This window comes from Thermococcus sp. (assembly GCF_026991495.1).
Lineage (GTDB): Archaea > Methanobacteriota_B > Thermococci > Thermococcales > Thermococcaceae > Thermococcus.
In genome coordinates, this window is the sequence record NZ_JALXBJ010000088.1 from 19,328 (window position 1) to 36,341 (window position 17,014).

A 17,014-nucleotide genomic window follows, 5' to 3' on the forward strand; every position below is an offset into this window, starting at 1 on the left:
AAATAATGGAGGTGATATGTATGAGGGTCGCGGTTCCGACGAATGGTGGAGGTAGGAACGACACCGTTGCACCGGTCTTTGCACGTGCCCCAGCCTTCTACATAGCGGAGGTGGACGAGAAGGGCAACGTTATCAACGAGAAGGTCATCCAGAACGGGGCTACGATGGCCGGCGGAGGAGCCGGTCCAATAGCGGTTCAGACGCTCATCAACGAGGGCGTTGAGGCGATAATAGCACCACAGGTGGGCCCGAACGCCCTCGGAGCGATACAGGCAGCGGGCATGAAGCTCTACCAGGTCGCCCCTGGAACTCCGGTTGAGGAGGCGATAAAGGCAGTCGTCAGTGGAACTGCCCGCGAGTTCACCCTGCCTGCACCGGCTGCACCAACCGCTCCAGTGCCCCCCACTGCTCCGACTGCTCCAACGCCGGCCTACGGTCCGTACCCCGCTCCGGCTTATGGCTTCGGCTGGGGAAGAGGCTGGGGCAGGGGAAGAGGATTCGGAAGAGGATGGGGAAGGGGCAGAGGCTGGGGAGCGAGGCTCGGCTACTGCCCGTGGACAGGTCAGCCGAGCAGGAGAGCGTGGCTCGCAAGGTTCTTCGGCTGGTGGTGAGCTCTTTTTCCCCTTTTGATCTGTATGGCATCAGGGGGCTAAAAAATGCCAAGGGGGATGGGTAGAGGCTACGGCAGGGGGAGAGGGTTCTACCCCCTCCGCGGGGTTTACTGGCTGGTCGAGATTCTCATACTGCTTGGCGTCCTCTACTTTCTGCTGAAGCTCTTTCTCGTGGCCCTTCCGTACGCCCTCGGTCTGCTGGTGCTCCTCCTACTATGGAAGCTCATCAGGGCGCGCCCCAGAGCGTTCGGGCCGTTCTGAGCGTATGCAAACTTTTTTAAGTTCGGTCGTCCTAATTTTTGCGGAGGTGATAGGATGAGGATCATAGTTCCAACCTTAACCGGGGGTCTCGACGACAGGGTGAACCCGGCCTTTGGGAGAACTCCAACCTTTACGATAGTCGACGTGCAGAACGGCACGATAACCAACGTCCAAGTGCTCCCGAACCCCGGCTACACTCAGCCGAGAGGTGCTGGAGTCACCGCGGCCCAGTTCGTTATTGATCAGGGCGCCGATGTCGTAATCTCCGGTGAGTTCGGGCCGAACTCCTACGGCGCCCTTCAGGCTGCCGGGATAAGGATGGTCTCCGCGCCAGCGACCATGACGGTAAGGGAGGCCGTTGAGGCCTTCCTTAGAGGAGAGCTCTCAGGCCCGGTTATGGGGCCTGAAGGCGGTGGAATGGGTGGTTACGGCGGCTACGGCCCCGGAATGGGCAGAGGAAGGGGCCGCGGAAGGGGAATGGGCAGAGGACGTGGAAGGAGCGGCTGGTAGCTTTTGCCCTTTCATATTCCCTTTGCTCCCATTGACAGGGGATTAATAGCACACTTCAGAACTGCATTTTCTTTTGAAATTCCCGCCTTCTTGATAGGGGGTCCTGTTGGGATAGTGTTATTAAGCCAAGCACGGTATTGTTCCACTATGGATTGCGCAAGGGGGCCATATAATGGGGTGCAGAAGAGCCTTGCTCGCACTGTCGTGGGCTTTTCTGCTGGTGCTCAGCCTTTTGACCGCCCCAAAGTTGGTTGAGGCCGGTCATCTGGGTGAACCCAGCACAACCTGGGCGGCAGTGTATGGGGGAGTAAGTAGCAACGGGGCAAACAGGGTTACCATCAGCGACGCCAATGCGATCGCCATTGCCCCGAACGGTGACATTATAATTGCGGGAAACACCTTCGGCTTCGGTGCTGGGGGCTCTGACGTCTGGGTTCTCCGTTTGAGTGGAAACGGTAGTATTATCTGGCAGAAAACCTTCGGTGGAAGCGATGACGATTACGCCAACGCGGTTGCCATTGCCCCGAACGGTGACATAGTGGTAGTCGGGGACACCTCAAGCTTTGGAAATGGGGGATGGGATACGTTGGTCATAAGACTCGACGGCAGGGGGAACGTGAAGTGGCAGAGAACCTACGGCGGAGAGGATGATGAGTACACAAACGCCGTCGCCATTGCTCCGAACGGTGACATCATAACGGCTGGAAGCACCTCAAGCTTTGGGGCAGGCAACGCGGATGTCTGGGTCATGAGACTAAGCCCCAGTGGGGACGTAAAGTGGCAGATGACATATGGGGGAACGGGGGACGACGAAGCCTACGGGGTCACCCTAACCCCGGGCGGGAACATCGTCGTTTCGGGCTACACCGAGAGCTTCGGCGCAGGCGATTGGGACGCATGGATCCTCCGTTTGAAGGGAAACGGAAGCGTTATCTGGCAGAAAACCTACGGTGGAAAGGGGAGTGACGAAGCCAACGCGGTTGCCATTGCCCCGAACGGTGACATCATCGTTGCCGGAGACACGTCGAGCTTCGGTGCCGGCGCCTCTGACGTCTGGGTTCTCCGGCTTGATGGGGATGGAAATGCTAAGTGGGAGAAGGCCTACGGGGGAAAGAAGGATGATTACGCAAATGCAGTCTCTCTGAGTCCCAGTGGGGACATAATCGTGGCTGGGGGCACCTACAGCTTCGGGGCAGGGGGAAAGGACATCTGGGTTCTCAAGTTAGACAGCGAGGGAAACGTGGAATGGGAGAAAACATACGGAGAAAAACACGACGATACTGCCAATGGAGTTACCTTTGCCCCAAACGGTGACATCCTTATAGCCGGCCGGACATACATCCCCGGCTCTGGCGCTGAGGCATGGGTCATCAGGCTTGGGGGAAACGGAGGGTTCGAAATTAAGCATCCTCCCTTCAAGTGCGGCGTTGGCACAGAGGCAAAGGTCTCTGATGTAAAGGCCGCCGTGAAGGAGGGCAGCGCCCAGGTCTCCCCCAGTGAGACGTTGGCAGTAACTCCCAAAGCCGTAGTCAGCTCCTCGAACGTTAAGGCAGTTTACCTCCCATCCTGCGAGCCCACCGTAACCTCAACCGCCAGCGGGACGACAGCGTCCAGCTCATCGTCGGCTCCCTCGTCCATAACAACGGCCTCGATTCACCTCCCCTCGGTGTCCTCTTCCGAATCCCCTGGGTCTTCTTCAAGCAGTTCTCTGAGTGGCTCCACCACTAAAAAAGGCCGCGGCATCTGCGGGCCCGCCGCGCTCATAGGCCTCGCCATCGTTCCGATCTTCCTCCGCAGGAGACGCCGCTGAGCGGCTTCCCTTTTCACCTTTTCGATATCCATTTAAATGGTGCCCGCCAACTATTCCGGGGTGATGAACGTGACGAGGAAGCTCTACTACGAGGACGCCTATCTGAAGGAGGCCAAAGCGAAGGTCTTAGAGGCCAGGGGCAACGCACTCCTGCTCGACCAGACAATTTTCTACCCGACCGGCGGTGGCCAGCCGCACGACAGGGGGACGATAAGCGGCGCTGAAGTCCTCGACGTTTACAAAGACGATGCCGGAAACGTCTGGCACGTCGTTGCCGAGCCGGAGAAGTTCAGGCCCGGCGATGAGGTCGAGCTCAGAATAGACTGGGACTACAGGTACAAGCTCATGAGGATCCACAGTGCGATGCATCTTTTAGAGCACGTCCTCAACGAAGTCCTTCCCGGGAAGTGGGAGCTCTACGGGAGCGGGATGAGCGCCGAGAAGGGCCGCTACGACATACTCTACCCGGAGAACGTCAACAAATACAAGGAGAAAATCATCGAGGCCTTCAACCGCTACGTCGATGAGGGTGGCGAGATGAAGATTTGGTGGGAAGGGGAAACGCGCTACACCCAGATAAGGGACTTCGAGGTCATCCCCTGCGGTGGAACCCACGTCAGGGACATAAAAGAGATAGGACATTTGAGGAAGCTCAAGCGCTCCAGCCTCGGAAGGGGAAAGCAGAGGCTTGAGATATGGCTTGAGGGATGATGAACCGGTGGCTCTCTTGGACTTCGAGCCCTTCAAAGTAGTTCCAGTTGGCTATGTGAGGAAGGACAATAGTGAAACCTTCATCGAGATCCTCCCAGAGTTCAGGGAAGCTGTGGACGGCCTCCGCGAGGACGACTGGATAAAACTAATCCTCTGGTTCCACGAAAGCGAGGGGCCGAGGAGGAAAATCCTGAAGGTTCACCCCCACGGCAACCCGAAGAACCCTCTGACCGGGGTCTTCGCGACCCGCTCCCCCTACAGGCCCAACCCGATAGCCCTTTACACCGTCAGGATTCACTGCATAAGCGACGGAAAGCTCTACATAGACTGGATAGATGCCAAGAACGGAACCCCTGTTGTTGACATCAAAATCTTCGTTGAGAGATACGATTGTCCAAAGGAGGTGCCCATAGAGGAGAGGGAAGCCCACATCAGGGAGGGCCGGATGATAGGCGAGGTGAACGTAATCCCGAGGAGGAGCGAGCACCTCGACGAGCTTGAGGAGGTTTCTCCAGAGGAATACGACGCGGTTATCCTTGAGATAGGGCCGAAAACGACGACGCTAACGGCCAAAGAACTCGTTGAACTGATAGATGGCCTAAAAGAGGTCTATGAGAACCTCCCCGTGGAGATAAAGGACAAGCTCAGAAGACGTGGAGGGCGCTCGCCTTGAACCCCGCGTAGACCTCCTTCCCAGTTCTTATTCCAAGCTCAATGAGAGAGGAGCGCGTTATGAAGGCCGAAATGGACAGGCCCGAGGCGTTGAGGCGGAGCCTCACAACGGGCCCGAGCTCCTCAACTCCCTCAACCCTCGCCCTCAGGACGTTCCTGACGGAGGTTTTCATCGGTTGGGTGGAGATTATCACGTCTTCCGGGCGGAGGCCGACGCGGACTTTCCCCTCGGCCTCCACCGGGAGCTCTATCTCGATGCCGTTGATCCTTAGCTTCCTTCCAAAAGCGGTTCCCTCTATGATGTTCTCGAAGCCGAGGAACCTCGCAACCCTCTCGCATTTCGGCCTCGAAAAGACATCCCTAACGTCCCCCACCTGAACGAGTCTTCCGTCGAGCATTACCCCGACGCGGTCGCCCAGGCTGACGGCCTCCTCGAAGGAGTGGGTAACGTGCAAGGTCGTGAAGCCGAGCTCTTTCCTCCAGCGCTTCATCTCGTTGATGAGCCTACCCCTCGTCTGGACGTCGAGGTTTGCGAAGGGCTCGTCTAGGAGTATCAGCGGGGGCTCGATGACGAGTGCCCTCGCGAGGGCAACGCGCTGCTGCTCGCCACCGCTCAGCGTTCTGGGCTTCCTCTTCAGGAGGCTCTCGATGCCGAGAACTTCAACTATCTCCCCAACTCTCCTCTCTATTTCAGCCTTCGGGAGCTTCCTGAGTTTGAGGCCAAAGGCTATGTTGTCGTAAACGCTCATGTTTGGGAAGAGGGCGTAGCTCTGGGGGACGTAGGCCAGACCCCTCTTCTCCGGTGGCCATCCGGTAACGTCAACCCCGTTCAGGAGTATCCTGCCGGAGTCAGGGCTTATGAGGCCGGCTATCACCTCAAGGAGAACGGTCTTCCCGGCACCGCTCGGCCCGAGAATTATGAAGTACTCGCCCTTCGAGACCGTGAATGAAACGCCCCTTAAGTGGAAGTCGCCGTAGTCCCTGGAGACATTTTGCACGTTAAGCATGTTCTCACCCAGTGAGGAAATCGAGAAACGTTTTCAAACCGGATTCATTTAAAAATTCTTTCACAACTTTAGGGTTTTTCCTGATCATTTCCTCGATAAAGTTTCTATATAAGCCCGAAAGTGAGTCTCCTGTATAGTTTTTAGCGATTGCCAAGAGATGCATGATGTCTTTCGGCATGAGCTTTCTTCCCAGCTCTACAGTTAGTTGGCCTATCGAACCTTCGAGCTTTGAGAGGGTGCTCTCTTTTCTGGCGAGGAGGGCTATCAGAAGCTCAAGTTCTTTTTTGGCTTCGAGGTTTTGTTCATCAATGGTGACGTTCCCAACACCAAAGGGAACAACTTTTACCCCATTTACAAGGAGATAGCCATCCTTCACCTCCGACTCAAACTTTCTTAAAGTGCTCTTGGCCCAGTTTAAGACATCCTCCTCGGTATCAACGTCTCTAGCTACCCCCATGAGAGCAGGCAACTCCTCGAACCTGTTCAAGCCCTTAAAGATTGCACTAAGAGCCCTTTTGATTTTATCTTTTCCATTGGCATGTAATACGACTAACAGGGTTTCACCCTTAGTTAGGCAGATGGGTCTTGAGATGTCGTTATCTCTCGAAAAGGGCAGGATTTCACATACCTCTCTGTTTTCTCTGAACCTGTAGAAGTGTTCTATCAGGGGAAGAAAGAAGCTAACATCAGTCCTGCCTTCCAAGAGCAAAATCCTCACTTCCATATCTCATCCCCTCAAGTCGACTCCAAGGGTTTCCCTAAGCTCCCTTGACTCCTCGAAGGTCTCTATTGACGCCTTAACGTCCCCGTCTTCCCGTCTCATATAAATGACTCGCCCATCAATGTTTTTCTTGAGGCCTTCACTTAGGAGGAGGTCCATTAACTCAAGACTATGGGTCGTTAGGAATACCTGAACGTTGTTCTCTTTTGCCCCTTTAAGGAGGGTTTTAGCTATGACCCTCAAAGACTTGGGATGGTGGAAGGCCTCAGCCGAATCTATGAGGAGGTATCCCCCTCTCAAAAGTGACGACAGGAAGGCTATAATCATGGCGTTTTTGAATCCCTCCCCCATCAGGTAATAGGGATAAACGCCGTATTCTGTTTCAACGTGAAGTATCCACTTATTTGCTTTAAATAATGGGCTGAAACCTTCGACCTCTGGATAAGCCTCTCTAAGAATTCTCAAGCTGTCCTTCACGACTTTCTTCTCGTATGCGTAAGAATAAAGGCTCTCAACGTATCCAAACTTACGAAGGGTGAAGGGAGTTACAAACTCAAAATTTAGATTGGGGTCAAACTTTGAGGAGAGCAGGAACGAAGACAGCACACTCGAATCAACGAGATTGTGCATTTGAAATCCGGTATCTAATTTTGGTGACTTTTCATCAACCTCTCTCAGCACAATGTGAAAAGTTGGTAATGCATTAATGCCTTTGACCTCTTTTTTTAATGTGAGTATCCAGGGGATACCATTCTGCACCGCCTCAATCCTCACAAATTCGGCCCCTATGTGGAACAAATCTTCTACTGCCTGAGGCCCGTACCACCCCCTCCACATCAGAATCTCCTGAAGGAGACTCCTGAATGATTGAATTCCCCCGAAGGCACCCAAAAGAAGGGATAACCCCTCAAGTACACTCGACTTGCCCGCGTTGTTTTTACCAGCAATAACATTAACTTGGCCAAGATTGTTGAGTTTCAATTCCATTATACCCCTAAAATTCTCAATTGTAAGAGATGTTATCATGAGCATCCCCTTTTATTATTGAATGTTTAGCCCACTTAAAGCTTTATCCTCAAGCATTTTTGGCCCTCCCGACGAGCCAGCGCAGGAGCACGAAGATTCCGAGGCTCAGTGAGACCATCAAAACCGCTATTGGGCGCGATGACCTGAGGCCGTAGTTGTTGAAGTACTCAAGGATGAGAACCTGGGCCGTCTTCGGGTAGTAGGCAACAACGAGTATTGCACCGACCTCGCTGACCGCTCTCGCCCACGTCATTATCGCACCGCTCGCTATGCTCGGGAAGGCGAGGGGCAGGGCTACCGAGGCGAAGGCCCTCAGCCGGGACGCTCCGAGGGTTCTGGCAACGCCCTCAAGCTTCTCGTCTACCGCTGAAAAGCCGTCCCTTGAGGCGTTTATAGTGAAGGGGGCGGAGACAAAGAGCATGGCGGAGATTATGCCGAGGTAGTTGTCGAGGATGGCCCTTGAAAAGGTCACGAGGAGCATTATGCCCACGACCGAGTGGGGGATAACGATGGGGACGTCAATGAGGGCCTGCACAAAGCTCTTTCCCGGGAACTCTTCCCTAGCTAGAACGTAGCCGAGGGGAACACCGAAGAGAAGGGCTATTAAAGCTGTCGCCGTCGCCGTTGCGAGGGAGTTCCTGAGGGCTTCGAGGACGAGGGGGTCGTGGAGGGTCTTTACGAGCATACCGGCGTCAGAGGCCTGCTTGAGGAAGATGACCGCTATGGGCAGGGCTATGTAGAGAATAAGGAAAGTCCCGAGGGTTGCGAAGAGGTAGAGGATGTAGTCGCGCCTCATCCCTAAACGCTTTGAGGAAAGTTATTTATGATTTTCGGGGGTGTTAAACTAGAATGTTCAACAAGATTTCCTCCCCATTGCCATGGGTGGTATCGGGACCTTTGTAGGGGCAAAACTTTTATGTTTGTCGGACATATGGAACCATCGGTGAGCCATATGGGAACCAGCGTTAAGATTACCGCGAGGATACCACCGGCCCTCGCGGCAGAAATAGACCGCCTAGTCAATGCAGGATACTACTCAAACAGGAGCGAGGTCATCAAGGAGGCCCTCCGCGATTTTCTCGTAAGGAAGAGGGCCCTTATCGAGGAGGCCTCAGATGAGGAGTTCGTCCGCCTTGCAAAGAGGACTATCGAGCCCCTTCTCGCTGAAGACTGGGAGAGCGAGGCGGATGAGTACTGGGATAAAATCACGGGTGTGAGGTATGAGCCCGAGGTGTGAGGCTCCAAGAGGGCTGAGACAGTGGGAGGTAGTCCTTCTCGAGTTTCCCTTTTCGGACTCGTCAAAGAAAAAGCTCCGGCCCGTTCTGGTGCTCTCGAACTCAGACTTCAACCGGATTAGCAACAGCGTGGTCGTCTGCCAGATAACTTCCAACCTTTCAAGCGGGTTCAGGGAGTACAACGTTTTCATAGAGCCCAGTGATGTGTGCCTTTACGGCGATGCCTTCATGCGTCCCAGTCTTGTAAAGCCTTACATGGTGTTCTCTGTGTCCAAGAGGGAGGTTCACTTCAAGGTCGGAGTCCTCTCAGAGGAGAAGGCGGATGAAGTTAGGGAAAGACTCCGAAAGCTCTTTGATTATCGGGTCTTCACTGTAGAGCAGGGAAAATAGGGGAAATTAACGGGGAATTGGGATAAAAATCTCACTCCTTCACCTTCACCAGGGGCTTTATCTCCTCGGGAACGTTCCCAAAGGCCACCGGCGGGTTGAGAAAGTCCTGGTGGTTTTCCTCGAAGACCTCCTTACCTTCCTTGCCAAGCCAGAACTTGAGGAACTTGAGTGCCAGATCCCTGTGGGGGGCGTCCTTAAGGACGGTGACGCCGTAGACTATGGGCTTTGCCCTTACCGTCTTTCCGGTAGAGCCGAGGGTTATGCTTACCCGAGCGTAGTAATCGGCCTTGCCGAAGTCCCCGAGGTTTATCTCATCTGGCAGGGTGATGTAGCGGAGGTGGTGCTGCTCAGCGACGCTCTTGTAGATGAAGAAGTAGTCCAAGCTGCCACTCTCGACGAGGCCGGTTAAATCGGTTTCCTTCGGCCTTATGACAACCTTGTCGCCCTTTATCTCGATCTCCCTGGGGGCGTAGATGTGGGTTCCGTTGGCGTATATGTTGGTGTTCTTCTCGACAAGGGTCTCGAATACGGGCTTTCCGTAGTAGAGGTCTGCCAGCTTCATCACCATGACAGAGCGGTAGCCACAGGGGTCCTGATTTGGATCAGAAAAGCCAAAGGTTACGCCTGGCTTTGCGAGAATTTCGTACCAGTTGGTCGGGTTTATCTCATCCGCGTACTTGCTCTTGTCCGTGAACGCTATCACTATCTCGTTCGTGGCGAAGAGGACGTAGAAGTCAGTGTAGTTCGGAACGAGAAGCTGGGGAATCAGGGTGTAGTCAGCAGTCGCCACAATGTCTGCTTTCTTTCCGAGGTCTGTGACTTTCCTGCAGGCCTTGACGCTTCCGCTGGCCTCGTCCCGGAAGGCAACCCTAATGCCGAGGTTCTTCTCGGTGTAGCTGGAGAACTCCTTCTCAAGCTGCTGGAGGGGAACGCTGAGCGAGCCGGCGTGGAAAATTATCAGGGTTTCCTCCTTCATGGCTCCTTTTTGGGAGGGGCTCCCTATGCAACCTACCGAGACAACCGAGAGACCGAGCAGGATGAGCAGGAAAAACGCGCCCAGTTTCACCGGAACCACCATTGATGAGAACGGAAAAAGTACATTTAAATGTTTTCAGCAAACAAATTGTTTTAACGTAAACATTGCTGTTTCACAAGATTCCTCCTCTCCACAAGCTCCTCCACGATGTCCTTGAAGTGGGAATAGAACTCGCTCTCCCTTAACCCTTCAACGGCCTTCCAGAACTCATCGAGATTGAGAAAGCCGGCCCTCTCGTATTCGTAGGCCTGAATGAGCATCTCAAGCCTGTCGGCGAACTTCACGAGCCTTCCCTCTGGCGTTGACTCCTCCTCGTACTCCCTCCACAGCTTGAAGTATTCCCCCGGGAGGGGGCTCTTAAGGAGGAGCTCCCTAACTGCTTTCCTCTCGGCTTTCCCTTTATCGAGGTAGCCCTGGGCAGTCAGCGGAACGTCGGTTATCCTCGCCTCCCCGATGTCGTGGAGGAGGGCTATCTTAACCGCCCTCTCGACGTTTATCCCAACCCCCCTCTTAACGAGCTCATCGGCCAGAAAGAGGGTTATGATTGCCGTCCTGAAGGAGTGGTCGGCTATGCTCTCCGGACTAACAATACCCCTGAGAAGCCACCCGGCCCTCGGGAGTCTCTTCAGGTTTCCGAGTTCGAGGAAAAGGTCGAGCATGCTCACTCCTCCGTTGTGAAGAGGGCCCTCTCTGTCTCTATGGCCGTGGCTATGATGCCGTCCCCGACGAAGCGACCGTAGACCTTCACCCTGTCGCCCTTTCCGAGGCAGGGGCTGCCCGCGAACTCGATGGAGAGGCCGTGAAGCTTAAAGGTCGTCCTCCAGCTCGGGAGCTCCATAGGGAGGAACTCTATAAGGGGTTTAGTCTCTATCTCCCCCTCAAGGACGATGTTCTTGCCCCTCATTTTGCTGTCCTTTAGGTCTTCAATTGTAACAACATAGTAAAAATGATGGCCGAATTTGACCCTTCTAACCATGCTCCCACCCGCACTACCTTTATATCCCTGGGAGTGGTTATCGACGTAGGGAAAATAAAGGTTTTGGGTGGTGCGGGTGATAAAGGTCGTTATAACAGGGGCTGAGAACGTCGGCAAATCGACCCTCATGAACGCCCTCGTGGGAGCGAGGGTCAGCGAGGTCGAGAGCCTGCCCGGGACGACCAAGGGGACGATAAAGAGGTACTTCGGAAAGCTGAGGATACCGAAGGGCATGAAGAACCCGCTGGGCGGTGCGGACGAGTTCGTCCTCGTGGACACGGCCGGTCTCTTCGACCCGAGGATGGAGCTCAGGGGAAAGGTTCTGAGCGAGGAGAGGTTTAAAGAGCTCATCCGGGAGATAGCCTCAGCTGACATCGTGATCCACATGGTGGACGCTACCGTCGGCCTGCACAGGGGCATGGAGAAGCTCCACCACCTCCTCAAGATGCGCTATGGGAAGCCTATAATAGTCGTCGTAAACAAGGTGGACCTCGTCCCCAGGGAGAGGGTCGAGGAGCTGAGGGGGCTCATAAAGAAGAGGCTCGGCCAGGACGCAATACCCCTCTCGCTGGTGACCTTTGAGGGCTTCAACGAGCTCCTTGAGAGGATAGCCTACATGGCCCAGTACTCCAGGGGAGGGGCTTAAGGCGCCCATCCCCGGACCCTCGGAAAACCAGTGGGGACGTGCTTAAATTTATGGAAAACTCTGGCTAACTCCAAGTCTCGGCTATAACGTCGTGCTTGTGGATGCTCTCCTGGCTTACCACCTTGACGTGGATCTTCCCCTTAAAGCGCTCTTTGGCCTTGGAAAAGATCTCCCTCGCGACGTCCTCTACGAACTTGGGGTTTTCAAACATCCTCCGAACGACGGCGTTCTCGTCGGGGGTCTTGAGGAGGGTGTAGGTTGGACTGCTGAAGGAGCCCTCGACAACGTCCACCATCTCCTCCAGAGGTATCTCCACCTCAAAGGGCGCCCTGACCTCCAGCTCACCTATCGCGCGCTGGATGTGGGTTTTTCCGTTGTTGTTGGCCATAGCGTGGGGGCAGACCGTGTTGCCAGTAACCTTAACGCGGAGGAGCTTTTCAAAGGAGCCGTCCTCGTTCTTGATGATGGCGACCTCGACGTCGTAAGGCTCGTAACTGGTTCTACCGCTCGCGGGCGTCTTCCTCGGGATTATGAGGTGGGTCTTTATCCTGACCTCCGCGCGCCTGTGAGGGTGCTTCTCCTCAAGGCGCTTGATTATGCACCTTCCGAGCTCCTCAAGGGAAGTGTGGGCCTCCATGACCTCTTCCTCGACTGCCTCGCTTATCGCCCCCGTTATGCTCTCAACGAGGCGGCTCATGTGTATGCCCTTTTTCTCGGCCGGGAGGTCTATCGTGACCTCGAACAGGGGCAGGAATGTGTAAACCTTCCCCTTCCAGTTTATCTTGGCTACGCTCCTCAGGTTGGTTATCCCGACGCGCCTGAGCGGCTCCCTGATGAGAGGAGCTTCCTCCTGTGTCTCAAACTCCATCTCCATCCCTCCAGTTCAGCTCCAAACGAGCGCGATCTACTTGGACTCCCAGGCCCTGCTCTTCTCAATAAGGTAGTACACGGTTCTGAGGGGTATCCTTAGGCGTTTGCTTATCTCTTTGGGCCCCTTCCCCTGTCTGAGGAGGTTCTCTATCTCGTCGAGGGTCTTCCTCCCGTACTTCCTCGGACGCCCCCTCGGATAGCCCTCCGGCACGAGCTCAACACCAACCTTTGAGAGTGCGTCAACTATCTTCTTAGAGACCTTTGGGTAGAGGCTCGGGGGGCAGGATATTTTCCTGACGTTCGGGGCCCTCTCAAGGATGTGGACCACTATCTCCTTGGTGGGCCTCCTGTTTATGTAGACTTCCATCACATCCTCGTCCAGGCTTTCATCGATCTTCCTCAGGAGCTCGAAGTTGTCCCGGGCCTTTATCTCCACCCTCATGGGATCACCCCTGCAGGAGGGCGAGGAAGCGTTTGGCCCTCTCACTCTTGGGCAGGAACTTCTCAAACTTGCCGGCATCGCTGAAGAGCACCCTCTGAAGGCCCGAGAGCACGAACCTCTTTATGGCCTCAACGAGCTCGTCCTCCGGTATCTCAAGGATCTTGGCGACTTTCCCCTCGTCCCACTCCGTCATCCCGTATAGGAGAACTCCCCCCAAGAGGTAGTTGGGGATCCCGCCGATGTCCGCCCTCTTCCCGGTCAGCATCCCCTCCATCTCGCACTTTCTGATGAGTAACATGCTCCCGTAGCCGGTTCTGTAGTCGGGCTCCCCCTTGAAGGGAAGATCCAGCAGGGAGTAGTGGCAGTCCACGCACCTCTTTATACCGGGGTAGAGGCCGAGTGACTCCCTCTCATTGGGTGATGTTAGGAAGTAGTACCTGAAGATGTCGAGGGCGAGCTTCTCCGCCCCCTTCCCAGGATCAAGGGTCGCGTAGGCGAGGGCTAAGTTGTCCACTGTGTAGTGGTTGTTTACTAAGGTGCCCTTAGTCTTCACGAAGCTGAGAACCCTCCACCTGAACCTCCTCCCGTACCTCCTCCTGAGTTCGAGCTCAACGTCCGTGTCAGCGGGCAGGTCGAGGCGGTCCCTCTTCAGCCTGTTGCCCTCCCAGTACTCGACCTCTATCCTCATGCCCTTCATCTGAACGGTTCCCCTCTCGCGGAGCTTTCCCTTGATGAGCTTGAACGCCTCCCTAACCTCCAAGTTCTCCCCCGCGAGGAGCCTCAGAACGTCCCCGGAATAGGCGAGATGGGGGAGCACGGCAAGCCTCCCGATAGCGGTCTTCCTCGGAACGGTCCTGACATCACCGGACTTGACCCTACCGAGATCCTCTGCCCTTAGCCTTTCCTTTCCTGAGATAAACTCGTAGTTGGTTGATATTATGGCGAGGGCCATTCTGTGTGCGGTTATCGCGGAGCGCAGCCTCTCGATGGCCAGCAATCTGTTGCGCTTCTTTCGGTACAGCCACTGGATGTGCGGATCCCTGCTCTTCCTGTCTATCCCCGCGGCCGGCAGCAGGGTCTCCCCAACCCGCCTCCCAAGTTCCCTTTCAAGGTCTCTGAGCACGTGAAGGTTTCTGTTCAGGACGCGGGAAACCTGGACTACGTCAAAATCCTCGAATAGGCCGGCCATGTCTATACCAACGTCATCGAGCAGCTTGTTGACCTGGGCGACGAGCTCTTCGGTCGTTGTCATGGGAGCAGATCACCGTTGTTTATCTTCTCAGGGAGGTATCTCTTCGCCACGAACTCAAGGGATTTGTTTGCCAGGGCCTGCTGCTCGATCCTCACACCCATCCTCAGGGCCATCTTGAGCTGTCCCTGCCACTCCCTGTTCTGGAACCAGGGGTAGTTCATCTCCTCTATTATCCTCTTGTAGTCGCCGGTTGGCCCGCCCTTCTTGTTGGGGGGGATGCCCTTGAGCTTCTCGGTGACGTTCTCAAGGCCGTAGCGCCTTATGTCGCCCATGGTCATGCCCACGAACCTGGCCTCCGGCGTGGCGAGCTTGTCGCTGAGGTAGGCGAGGTTTATGGAGCCCTGCTTGATGGTGGAGTAGATGTACCAACCGTACGGGTCGCCATCGGTGAAGACTATAATCGGTAAGCCCTCCTCGTAGTGGAGCCTGTGGATCAGCCTTCTGACGCCGCGCGATGCCTGACCCTGGGTCGCTATTATGAGGGCGTTTTCCTTCTTCGGGAACTTTTCCTCGATAAGGCGGTCTGCCATTGCCGCGGTCTCGACCACCAATGCGTAGTCCACGTTTATCTCCGGGAACTGGATGTGCTCGACGGTTCCAGGAACGGCCCAGCCGCCCATCCCTAACCTGCTCGCGTTGAACTCATCCTCGCCGTCCCTTATGACGATGTCCCCGTAGATGTAGCCGCGCCTGTCCGCCGTTATGTGCATCTCCTCCCTCAGTACGCCCATCATCCTCTCTAAATCCTCTATAATGTGGTCGCTTTCGCTCTGATCCTCGAAGGTGTTCTCCTTTGTTCCGGGGATGGTGTGTTTGTTGGCGTAGTAAGCCTCACGGAGGCTCGCGTGCTTCCTCTCGGAAACGAGCCTCTTGACGTAGGCCATTATTATGAGGGTCTGCATGAACTTCCTCGCGTGGGCCACGTTGAGGAAGTACCTCCTCGACAGCTTTTCCCCCATCCGTATGAGCCCCTTGCTCTCGTCGAAGTAGACGTTGCTGAGGCCCCTCATCGGGATGTCGAAGTGCGGGTTCTTGCCCGACTTGATGTCCTGGAGGATCCTCCGCCCGTACTCCTCAAGCCTGGCCAGCACCTTCCTCGGGTCGTAGGAAAAGCGCTCCTTCGGCTTCTCGCGGTGTATGGCCCTGCCTTTAGGCATTCTCGCTCACCTCCGCGGTTCCCTCCTTGGTCGAGAAGTGGTTCTCTATAAAGCTGATGAAGTACTCACTCACCCTCTCCTCGGGCTCCCCGGTCAGGATGCTCAGGGCCTTGGCTATCTCCGGGACGTACCTCTGAAATGTCTTCTTCCTCTTGGCCTGGTGGAGCCTCCTGTGCTTGCCGCTCAGGTAGGTCTGGAGCCTCCTGGCCGCGTCCATTATGGCCAGGCGTATCTCGTTGTATATCTCCTCGACGTTGGCTATGCTCTGCTTTCCGGTGCCGGTGTAGGGGACGTGAACGCTGATCACGTTCACCATCAGAATGAGCGGAGTCCTGTCCGGGTCGTCCACTTTGTAGCGCTTCCACTCTATCGAGCGCGCCGCTATGGTGGTCACGCACGAACCCGCGTCGAAGAGGAGTGGAACCCTGTTGGCGTACCTGAAAACATCGAAACCGCTCGGGATCTCGCCCCCGTAGGCTATCCCGACCTCCACCTGGAAGGGAATTCCACCGGAGTAGACCTTCGGAGACCTCGTCACTGCCGTCACGAACTCCGGCTTCAGGATCCCCCTCAGTCCCTTGGTTATGTTCTCCTCACCTATAGGCCTGAGGCCGTGGGTCGGCGGGGCTAAGAACTTCATGTACTTGAAGGCCGTGACTATCTCCTCGGCCTCGTGCCAGCTGAGCTTCTCCGGCGGCTTCTCCATGATCTTGGCCACGCTCTTAACGACCTTGGTGTACCCCCTGAAAGACCTCAGGACAGCCTTTACCTCCCCCTTCACAAGTCTCTCGTAGAGCTGCTCTCTCACCTTTTGATCCTTCTCGGTCTTGATGAGCCTCAGCGCGGCGATGTACTCGATGAGCTCGTCCACCTTCTTGTCGCTTATCCTTGAGAACTCGCCCACGAGAAACCTCTTGACGGTGGCGCGTCTCGTCTTCTTGGCCATCCTGTAGACGTCGTCCGTGAGGACGCCCCTAGGATGGGGCTTCATCTCGACAGGCGGGTCTGGTATCTCCTCACTCGAACGCGGGAAGACTATGAGCCTTCCGTCCGGTTCTACCAGCTCTATGTGGACGTGGGGGTTCGCTATGGCGGTCAGCTTCAGGTACCAATAAACGCCCTGCCTTGAGCGGATGTAGCGGACGTTCTTCACCTCAAGCTCTATCCTCGTCCCGCGCCAGCCTTTGGGGTTCGGGTGCCTCTCCTTTTTGATGATCTTGCCCTCGTTTCGGTCAACGTCTATCTTAACCCATGCCTCGACTATCTCACCGCCTGTTGAGGTCACGACGCGCGTTGCCTTCCCGCTCGTTATCTGGGCGAACATGACGGCACCGCTTATACCGAGGCCCTGCTGACCGCGGCTCTGGATGTTCCTGTGGGCCTTGGTCCCGGCGAGCATCTTTCCGAAGACGTGGCTTATGTACTTCTCAGGAATGCCGGGTCCGTTGTCCTCGATCACAACCCTGTAGTGCTCGCTTCCGAGTTCTTCGATCTCAACGCGCACGTACGGGGGAATTCCAGCTTCCTCGCAGGCGTCGAGGGCGTTCGTCACTGCCTCGTGGACGAGGGTCGTCAGGGAGCGGACCTTGCCCGTGTAGCCCAACATCGCCGCGTTCCGTCTGAAGAACTCGCTGACGCTCTGTATCTTAAACTCCTTGAAGAGCTGGCTCGCCTCGGTCAT

General features: G+C 55.6%; 21 protein-coding genes. 9 read left to right on the forward strand and 12 right to left on the reverse strand.

All coding sequences use genetic code 11. The features are described from left to right. Positions 1–20: 20 nt before the first annotated feature. The 6 genes from MVB78_RS10460 (at position 21) to tsaA (ending at position 4,576) form a co-directional block, all read left to right on the forward strand. Positions 21–611: a NifB/NifX family molybdenum-iron cluster-binding protein gene (locus MVB78_RS10460; protein WP_297491336.1), complete on the forward strand. Its 591-nt coding sequence runs from the start codon at positions 21–23 to the stop codon at positions 609–611. A 45-nt stretch (positions 612–656) separates the two neighbouring features. Further along, a complete protein-coding gene (locus MVB78_RS10465; RefSeq protein ID WP_297491141.1) occupies positions 657–872 on the forward strand; it encodes a hypothetical protein in 216 nt (71 codons plus the stop codon). A gap of 54 nt (positions 873–926) precedes the next feature. Beyond that, a complete protein-coding gene (locus tag MVB78_RS10470; RefSeq protein WP_297491143.1) occupies positions 927–1,382 on the forward strand; it encodes a NifB/NifX family molybdenum-iron cluster-binding protein in 456 nt (151 codons plus the stop codon). Between the two features lie 172 nt (positions 1,383–1,554). Next, complete coding sequence (locus MVB78_RS10475) at positions 1,555–3,192, forward strand: CGP-CTERM sorting domain-containing protein (protein ID WP_297491146.1); 1,638 nt, start codon at positions 1,555–1,557, stop codon at positions 3,190–3,192. Positions 3,193–3,261: 69 nt separating this feature from the next. After that, positions 3,262–3,903, forward strand: a complete 642-nt coding sequence (locus tag MVB78_RS10480; RefSeq protein WP_297491338.1) for an alanyl-tRNA editing protein — start codon at positions 3,262–3,264, stop codon at positions 3,901–3,903. A 16-nt stretch (positions 3,904–3,919) separates the two neighbouring features. Further along, complete coding sequence (tsaA, locus tag MVB78_RS10485; RefSeq protein ID WP_297491149.1) at positions 3,920–4,576, forward strand: tRNA (N6-threonylcarbamoyladenosine(37)-N6)-methyltransferase TrmO; 657 nt, start codon at positions 3,920–3,922, stop codon at positions 4,574–4,576. On the opposite strand, the gene wtpC is transcribed toward tsaA, so the two are convergent. The 4 genes from wtpC to wtpB are packed head-to-tail and all read right to left on the reverse strand — an operon-like array spanning position 4,548 to position 8,125. Beyond that, positions 4,548–5,582 carry a tungstate ABC transporter ATP-binding protein WtpC gene (gene wtpC, locus MVB78_RS10490; protein ID WP_297491152.1) on the reverse strand — a complete coding sequence of 345 codons (1,035 nt, stop codon included), beginning with the start codon at positions 5,580–5,582 and terminating at the stop codon, positions 4,548–4,550. The genes tsaA and wtpC overlap by 29 nt on opposite strands. Positions 5,583–5,586: 4 nt before the next feature. Further along, complete coding sequence (locus tag MVB78_RS10495) at positions 5,587–6,306, reverse strand: DUF3226 domain-containing protein (RefSeq protein ID WP_297491154.1); 720 nt, start codon at positions 6,304–6,306, stop codon at positions 5,587–5,589. A 3-nt stretch (positions 6,307–6,309) separates the two neighbouring features. Continuing rightward, complete coding sequence (locus MVB78_RS10500; protein ID WP_297491156.1) at positions 6,310–7,335, reverse strand: ATP/GTP-binding protein; 1,026 nt, start codon at positions 7,333–7,335, stop codon at positions 6,310–6,312. A 43-nt stretch (positions 7,336–7,378) separates the two neighbouring features. Beyond that, complete coding sequence (gene wtpB, locus MVB78_RS10505) at positions 7,379–8,125, reverse strand: tungstate ABC transporter permease WtpB (RefSeq protein ID WP_297491159.1); 747 nt, start codon at positions 8,123–8,125, stop codon at positions 7,379–7,381. Between the two features lie 156 nt (positions 8,126–8,281). Here wtpB and MVB78_RS10510 point away from each other — a divergent pair, with 156 nt between their 5' ends. Then, on the forward strand, positions 8,282–8,566 hold the full coding sequence (locus MVB78_RS10510; RefSeq protein ID WP_297491340.1) for a ribbon-helix-helix domain-containing protein: 285 nt from the start codon (positions 8,282–8,284) through the stop codon (positions 8,564–8,566). After that, positions 8,550–8,954 (forward strand): type II toxin-antitoxin system PemK/MazF family toxin, encoded by a 405-nt coding sequence (locus MVB78_RS10515; protein WP_297491162.1) that lies wholly within the window; start codon positions 8,550–8,552, stop codon positions 8,952–8,954. The genes MVB78_RS10510 and MVB78_RS10515 overlap by 17 nt, the downstream gene beginning before the upstream one ends. Positions 8,955–8,985: 31 nt before the next feature. Here the strand turns inward: MVB78_RS10515 and wtpA are convergent, their stop codons facing one another. From wtpA to MVB78_RS10530, 3 genes are read right to left on the reverse strand one after another with little or no spacing between them, the layout of a single operon-like run. Then, positions 8,986–10,032, reverse strand: coding sequence for a tungstate ABC transporter substrate-binding protein WtpA (wtpA, locus tag MVB78_RS10520; RefSeq protein ID WP_297491165.1), 1,047 nt, complete (start codon positions 10,030–10,032; stop codon positions 8,986–8,988). 50 nt (positions 10,033–10,082) lie between these two features. Further along, on the reverse strand, positions 10,083–10,649 hold the full coding sequence (locus MVB78_RS10525; RefSeq protein ID WP_297491169.1) for an HD family hydrolase: 567 nt from the start codon (positions 10,647–10,649) through the stop codon (positions 10,083–10,085). Positions 10,650–10,651: 2 nt separating this feature from the next. Continuing rightward, on the reverse strand, positions 10,652–10,966 hold the full coding sequence (locus tag MVB78_RS10530; RefSeq protein WP_297491171.1) for a GTP-binding protein: 315 nt from the start codon (positions 10,964–10,966) through the stop codon (positions 10,652–10,654). A gap of 76 nt (positions 10,967–11,042) precedes the next feature. Here MVB78_RS10530 and MVB78_RS10535 point away from each other — a divergent pair, with 76 nt between their 5' ends. Next, the gene (locus MVB78_RS10535; protein WP_297491175.1) at positions 11,043–11,612 is read left to right on the forward strand and encodes an Era-like GTP-binding protein; all 570 of its coding nucleotides are present in this window, start codon (positions 11,043–11,045) and stop codon (positions 11,610–11,612) included. 64 nt (positions 11,613–11,676) lie between these two features. On the opposite strand, the gene MVB78_RS10540 is transcribed toward MVB78_RS10535, so the two are convergent. Genes MVB78_RS10540 through top6B form a run of 5 tightly spaced genes read right to left on the reverse strand, consistent with a single transcriptional unit; the run spans position 11,677 to position 17,014 of the window. After that, positions 11,677–12,480, reverse strand: coding sequence for a GTP cyclohydrolase IV (locus MVB78_RS10540; protein WP_297491178.1), 804 nt, complete (start codon positions 12,478–12,480; stop codon positions 11,677–11,679). Between the two features lie 36 nt (positions 12,481–12,516). After that, the gene (locus tag MVB78_RS10545) at positions 12,517–12,924 is read right to left on the reverse strand and encodes a DUF1699 family protein (RefSeq protein ID WP_297491181.1); all 408 of its coding nucleotides are present in this window, start codon (positions 12,922–12,924) and stop codon (positions 12,517–12,519) included. Between the two features lie 4 nt (positions 12,925–12,928). Further along, positions 12,929–14,176 carry a DUF530 family protein gene (locus tag MVB78_RS10550; protein WP_297491184.1) on the reverse strand — a complete coding sequence of 416 codons (1,248 nt, stop codon included), beginning with the start codon at positions 14,174–14,176 and terminating at the stop codon, positions 12,929–12,931. Then, a complete protein-coding gene (locus tag MVB78_RS10555; protein ID WP_297491187.1) occupies positions 14,173–15,333 on the reverse strand; it encodes a DNA topoisomerase IV subunit A in 1,161 nt (386 codons plus the stop codon). Before MVB78_RS10555 ends, MVB78_RS10550 begins: the two co-directional genes overlap by 4 nt. Beyond that, a complete protein-coding gene (top6B, locus tag MVB78_RS10560; protein ID WP_297491190.1) occupies positions 15,326–17,014 on the reverse strand; it encodes a DNA topoisomerase VI subunit B in 1,689 nt (562 codons plus the stop codon). Before top6B ends, MVB78_RS10555 begins: the two co-directional genes overlap by 8 nt.

Bases quoted from the DNA above. Each gene is read 5' to 3' on its own strand.
- MVB78_RS10475 (WP_297491146.1), top strand. From the start codon at position 1,555: ATGGGGTGCAGAAGAGCCTTGCTCGCACTGTCGTGGGCTTTTCTGCTG.
- MVB78_RS10495 (WP_297491154.1), bottom strand. From the start codon at position 6,306: ATGGAAGTGAGGATTTTGCTCTTGGAAGGCAGGACTGATGTTAGCTTC.
- MVB78_RS10550 (WP_297491184.1), bottom strand. From the start codon at position 14,176: ATGACAACGACCGAAGAGCTCGTCGCCCAGGTCAACAAGCTGCTCGAT.
- MVB78_RS10500 (WP_297491156.1), bottom strand. From the start codon at position 7,335: ATGCTCATGATAACATCTCTTACAATTGAGAATTTTAGGGGTATAATG.
- MVB78_RS10460 (WP_297491336.1), top strand. From the start codon at position 21: ATGAGGGTCGCGGTTCCGACGAATGGTGGAGGTAGGAACGACACCGTT.
- MVB78_RS10515 (WP_297491162.1), top strand. From the start codon at position 8,550: ATGAGCCCGAGGTGTGAGGCTCCAAGAGGGCTGAGACAGTGGGAGGTA.
- MVB78_RS10465 (WP_297491141.1), top strand. From the start codon at position 657: ATGCCAAGGGGGATGGGTAGAGGCTACGGCAGGGGGAGAGGGTTCTAC.
- MVB78_RS10525 (WP_297491169.1), bottom strand. From the start codon at position 10,649: ATGCTCGACCTTTTCCTCGAACTCGGAAACCTGAAGAGACTCCCGAGG.
- MVB78_RS10530 (WP_297491171.1), bottom strand. From the start codon at position 10,966: ATGGTTAGAAGGGTCAAATTCGGCCATCATTTTTACTATGTTGTTACA.
- MVB78_RS10540 (WP_297491178.1), bottom strand. From the start codon at position 12,480: ATGGAGTTTGAGACACAGGAGGAAGCTCCTCTCATCAGGGAGCCGCTC.
- MVB78_RS10545 (WP_297491181.1), bottom strand. From the start codon at position 12,924: ATGAGGGTGGAGATAAAGGCCCGGGACAACTTCGAGCTCCTGAGGAAG.
- wtpA (WP_297491165.1), bottom strand. From the start codon at position 10,032: ATGGTGGTTCCGGTGAAACTGGGCGCGTTTTTCCTGCTCATCCTGCTC.
- MVB78_RS10555 (WP_297491187.1), bottom strand. From the start codon at position 15,333: ATGCCTAAAGGCAGGGCCATACACCGCGAGAAGCCGAAGGAGCGCTTT.
- top6B (WP_297491190.1), bottom strand. From the start codon at position 17,014: ATGACCGAGGCGAGCCAGCTCTTCAAGGAGTTTAAGATACAGAGCGTC.
- MVB78_RS10470 (WP_297491143.1), top strand. From the start codon at position 927: ATGAGGATCATAGTTCCAACCTTAACCGGGGGTCTCGACGACAGGGTG.
- MVB78_RS10510 (WP_297491340.1), top strand. From the start codon at position 8,282: ATGGGAACCAGCGTTAAGATTACCGCGAGGATACCACCGGCCCTCGCG.
- wtpC (WP_297491152.1), bottom strand. From the start codon at position 5,582: ATGCTTAACGTGCAAAATGTCTCCAGGGACTACGGCGACTTCCACTTA.
- wtpB (WP_297491159.1), bottom strand. From the start codon at position 8,125: ATGAGGCGCGACTACATCCTCTACCTCTTCGCAACCCTCGGGACTTTC.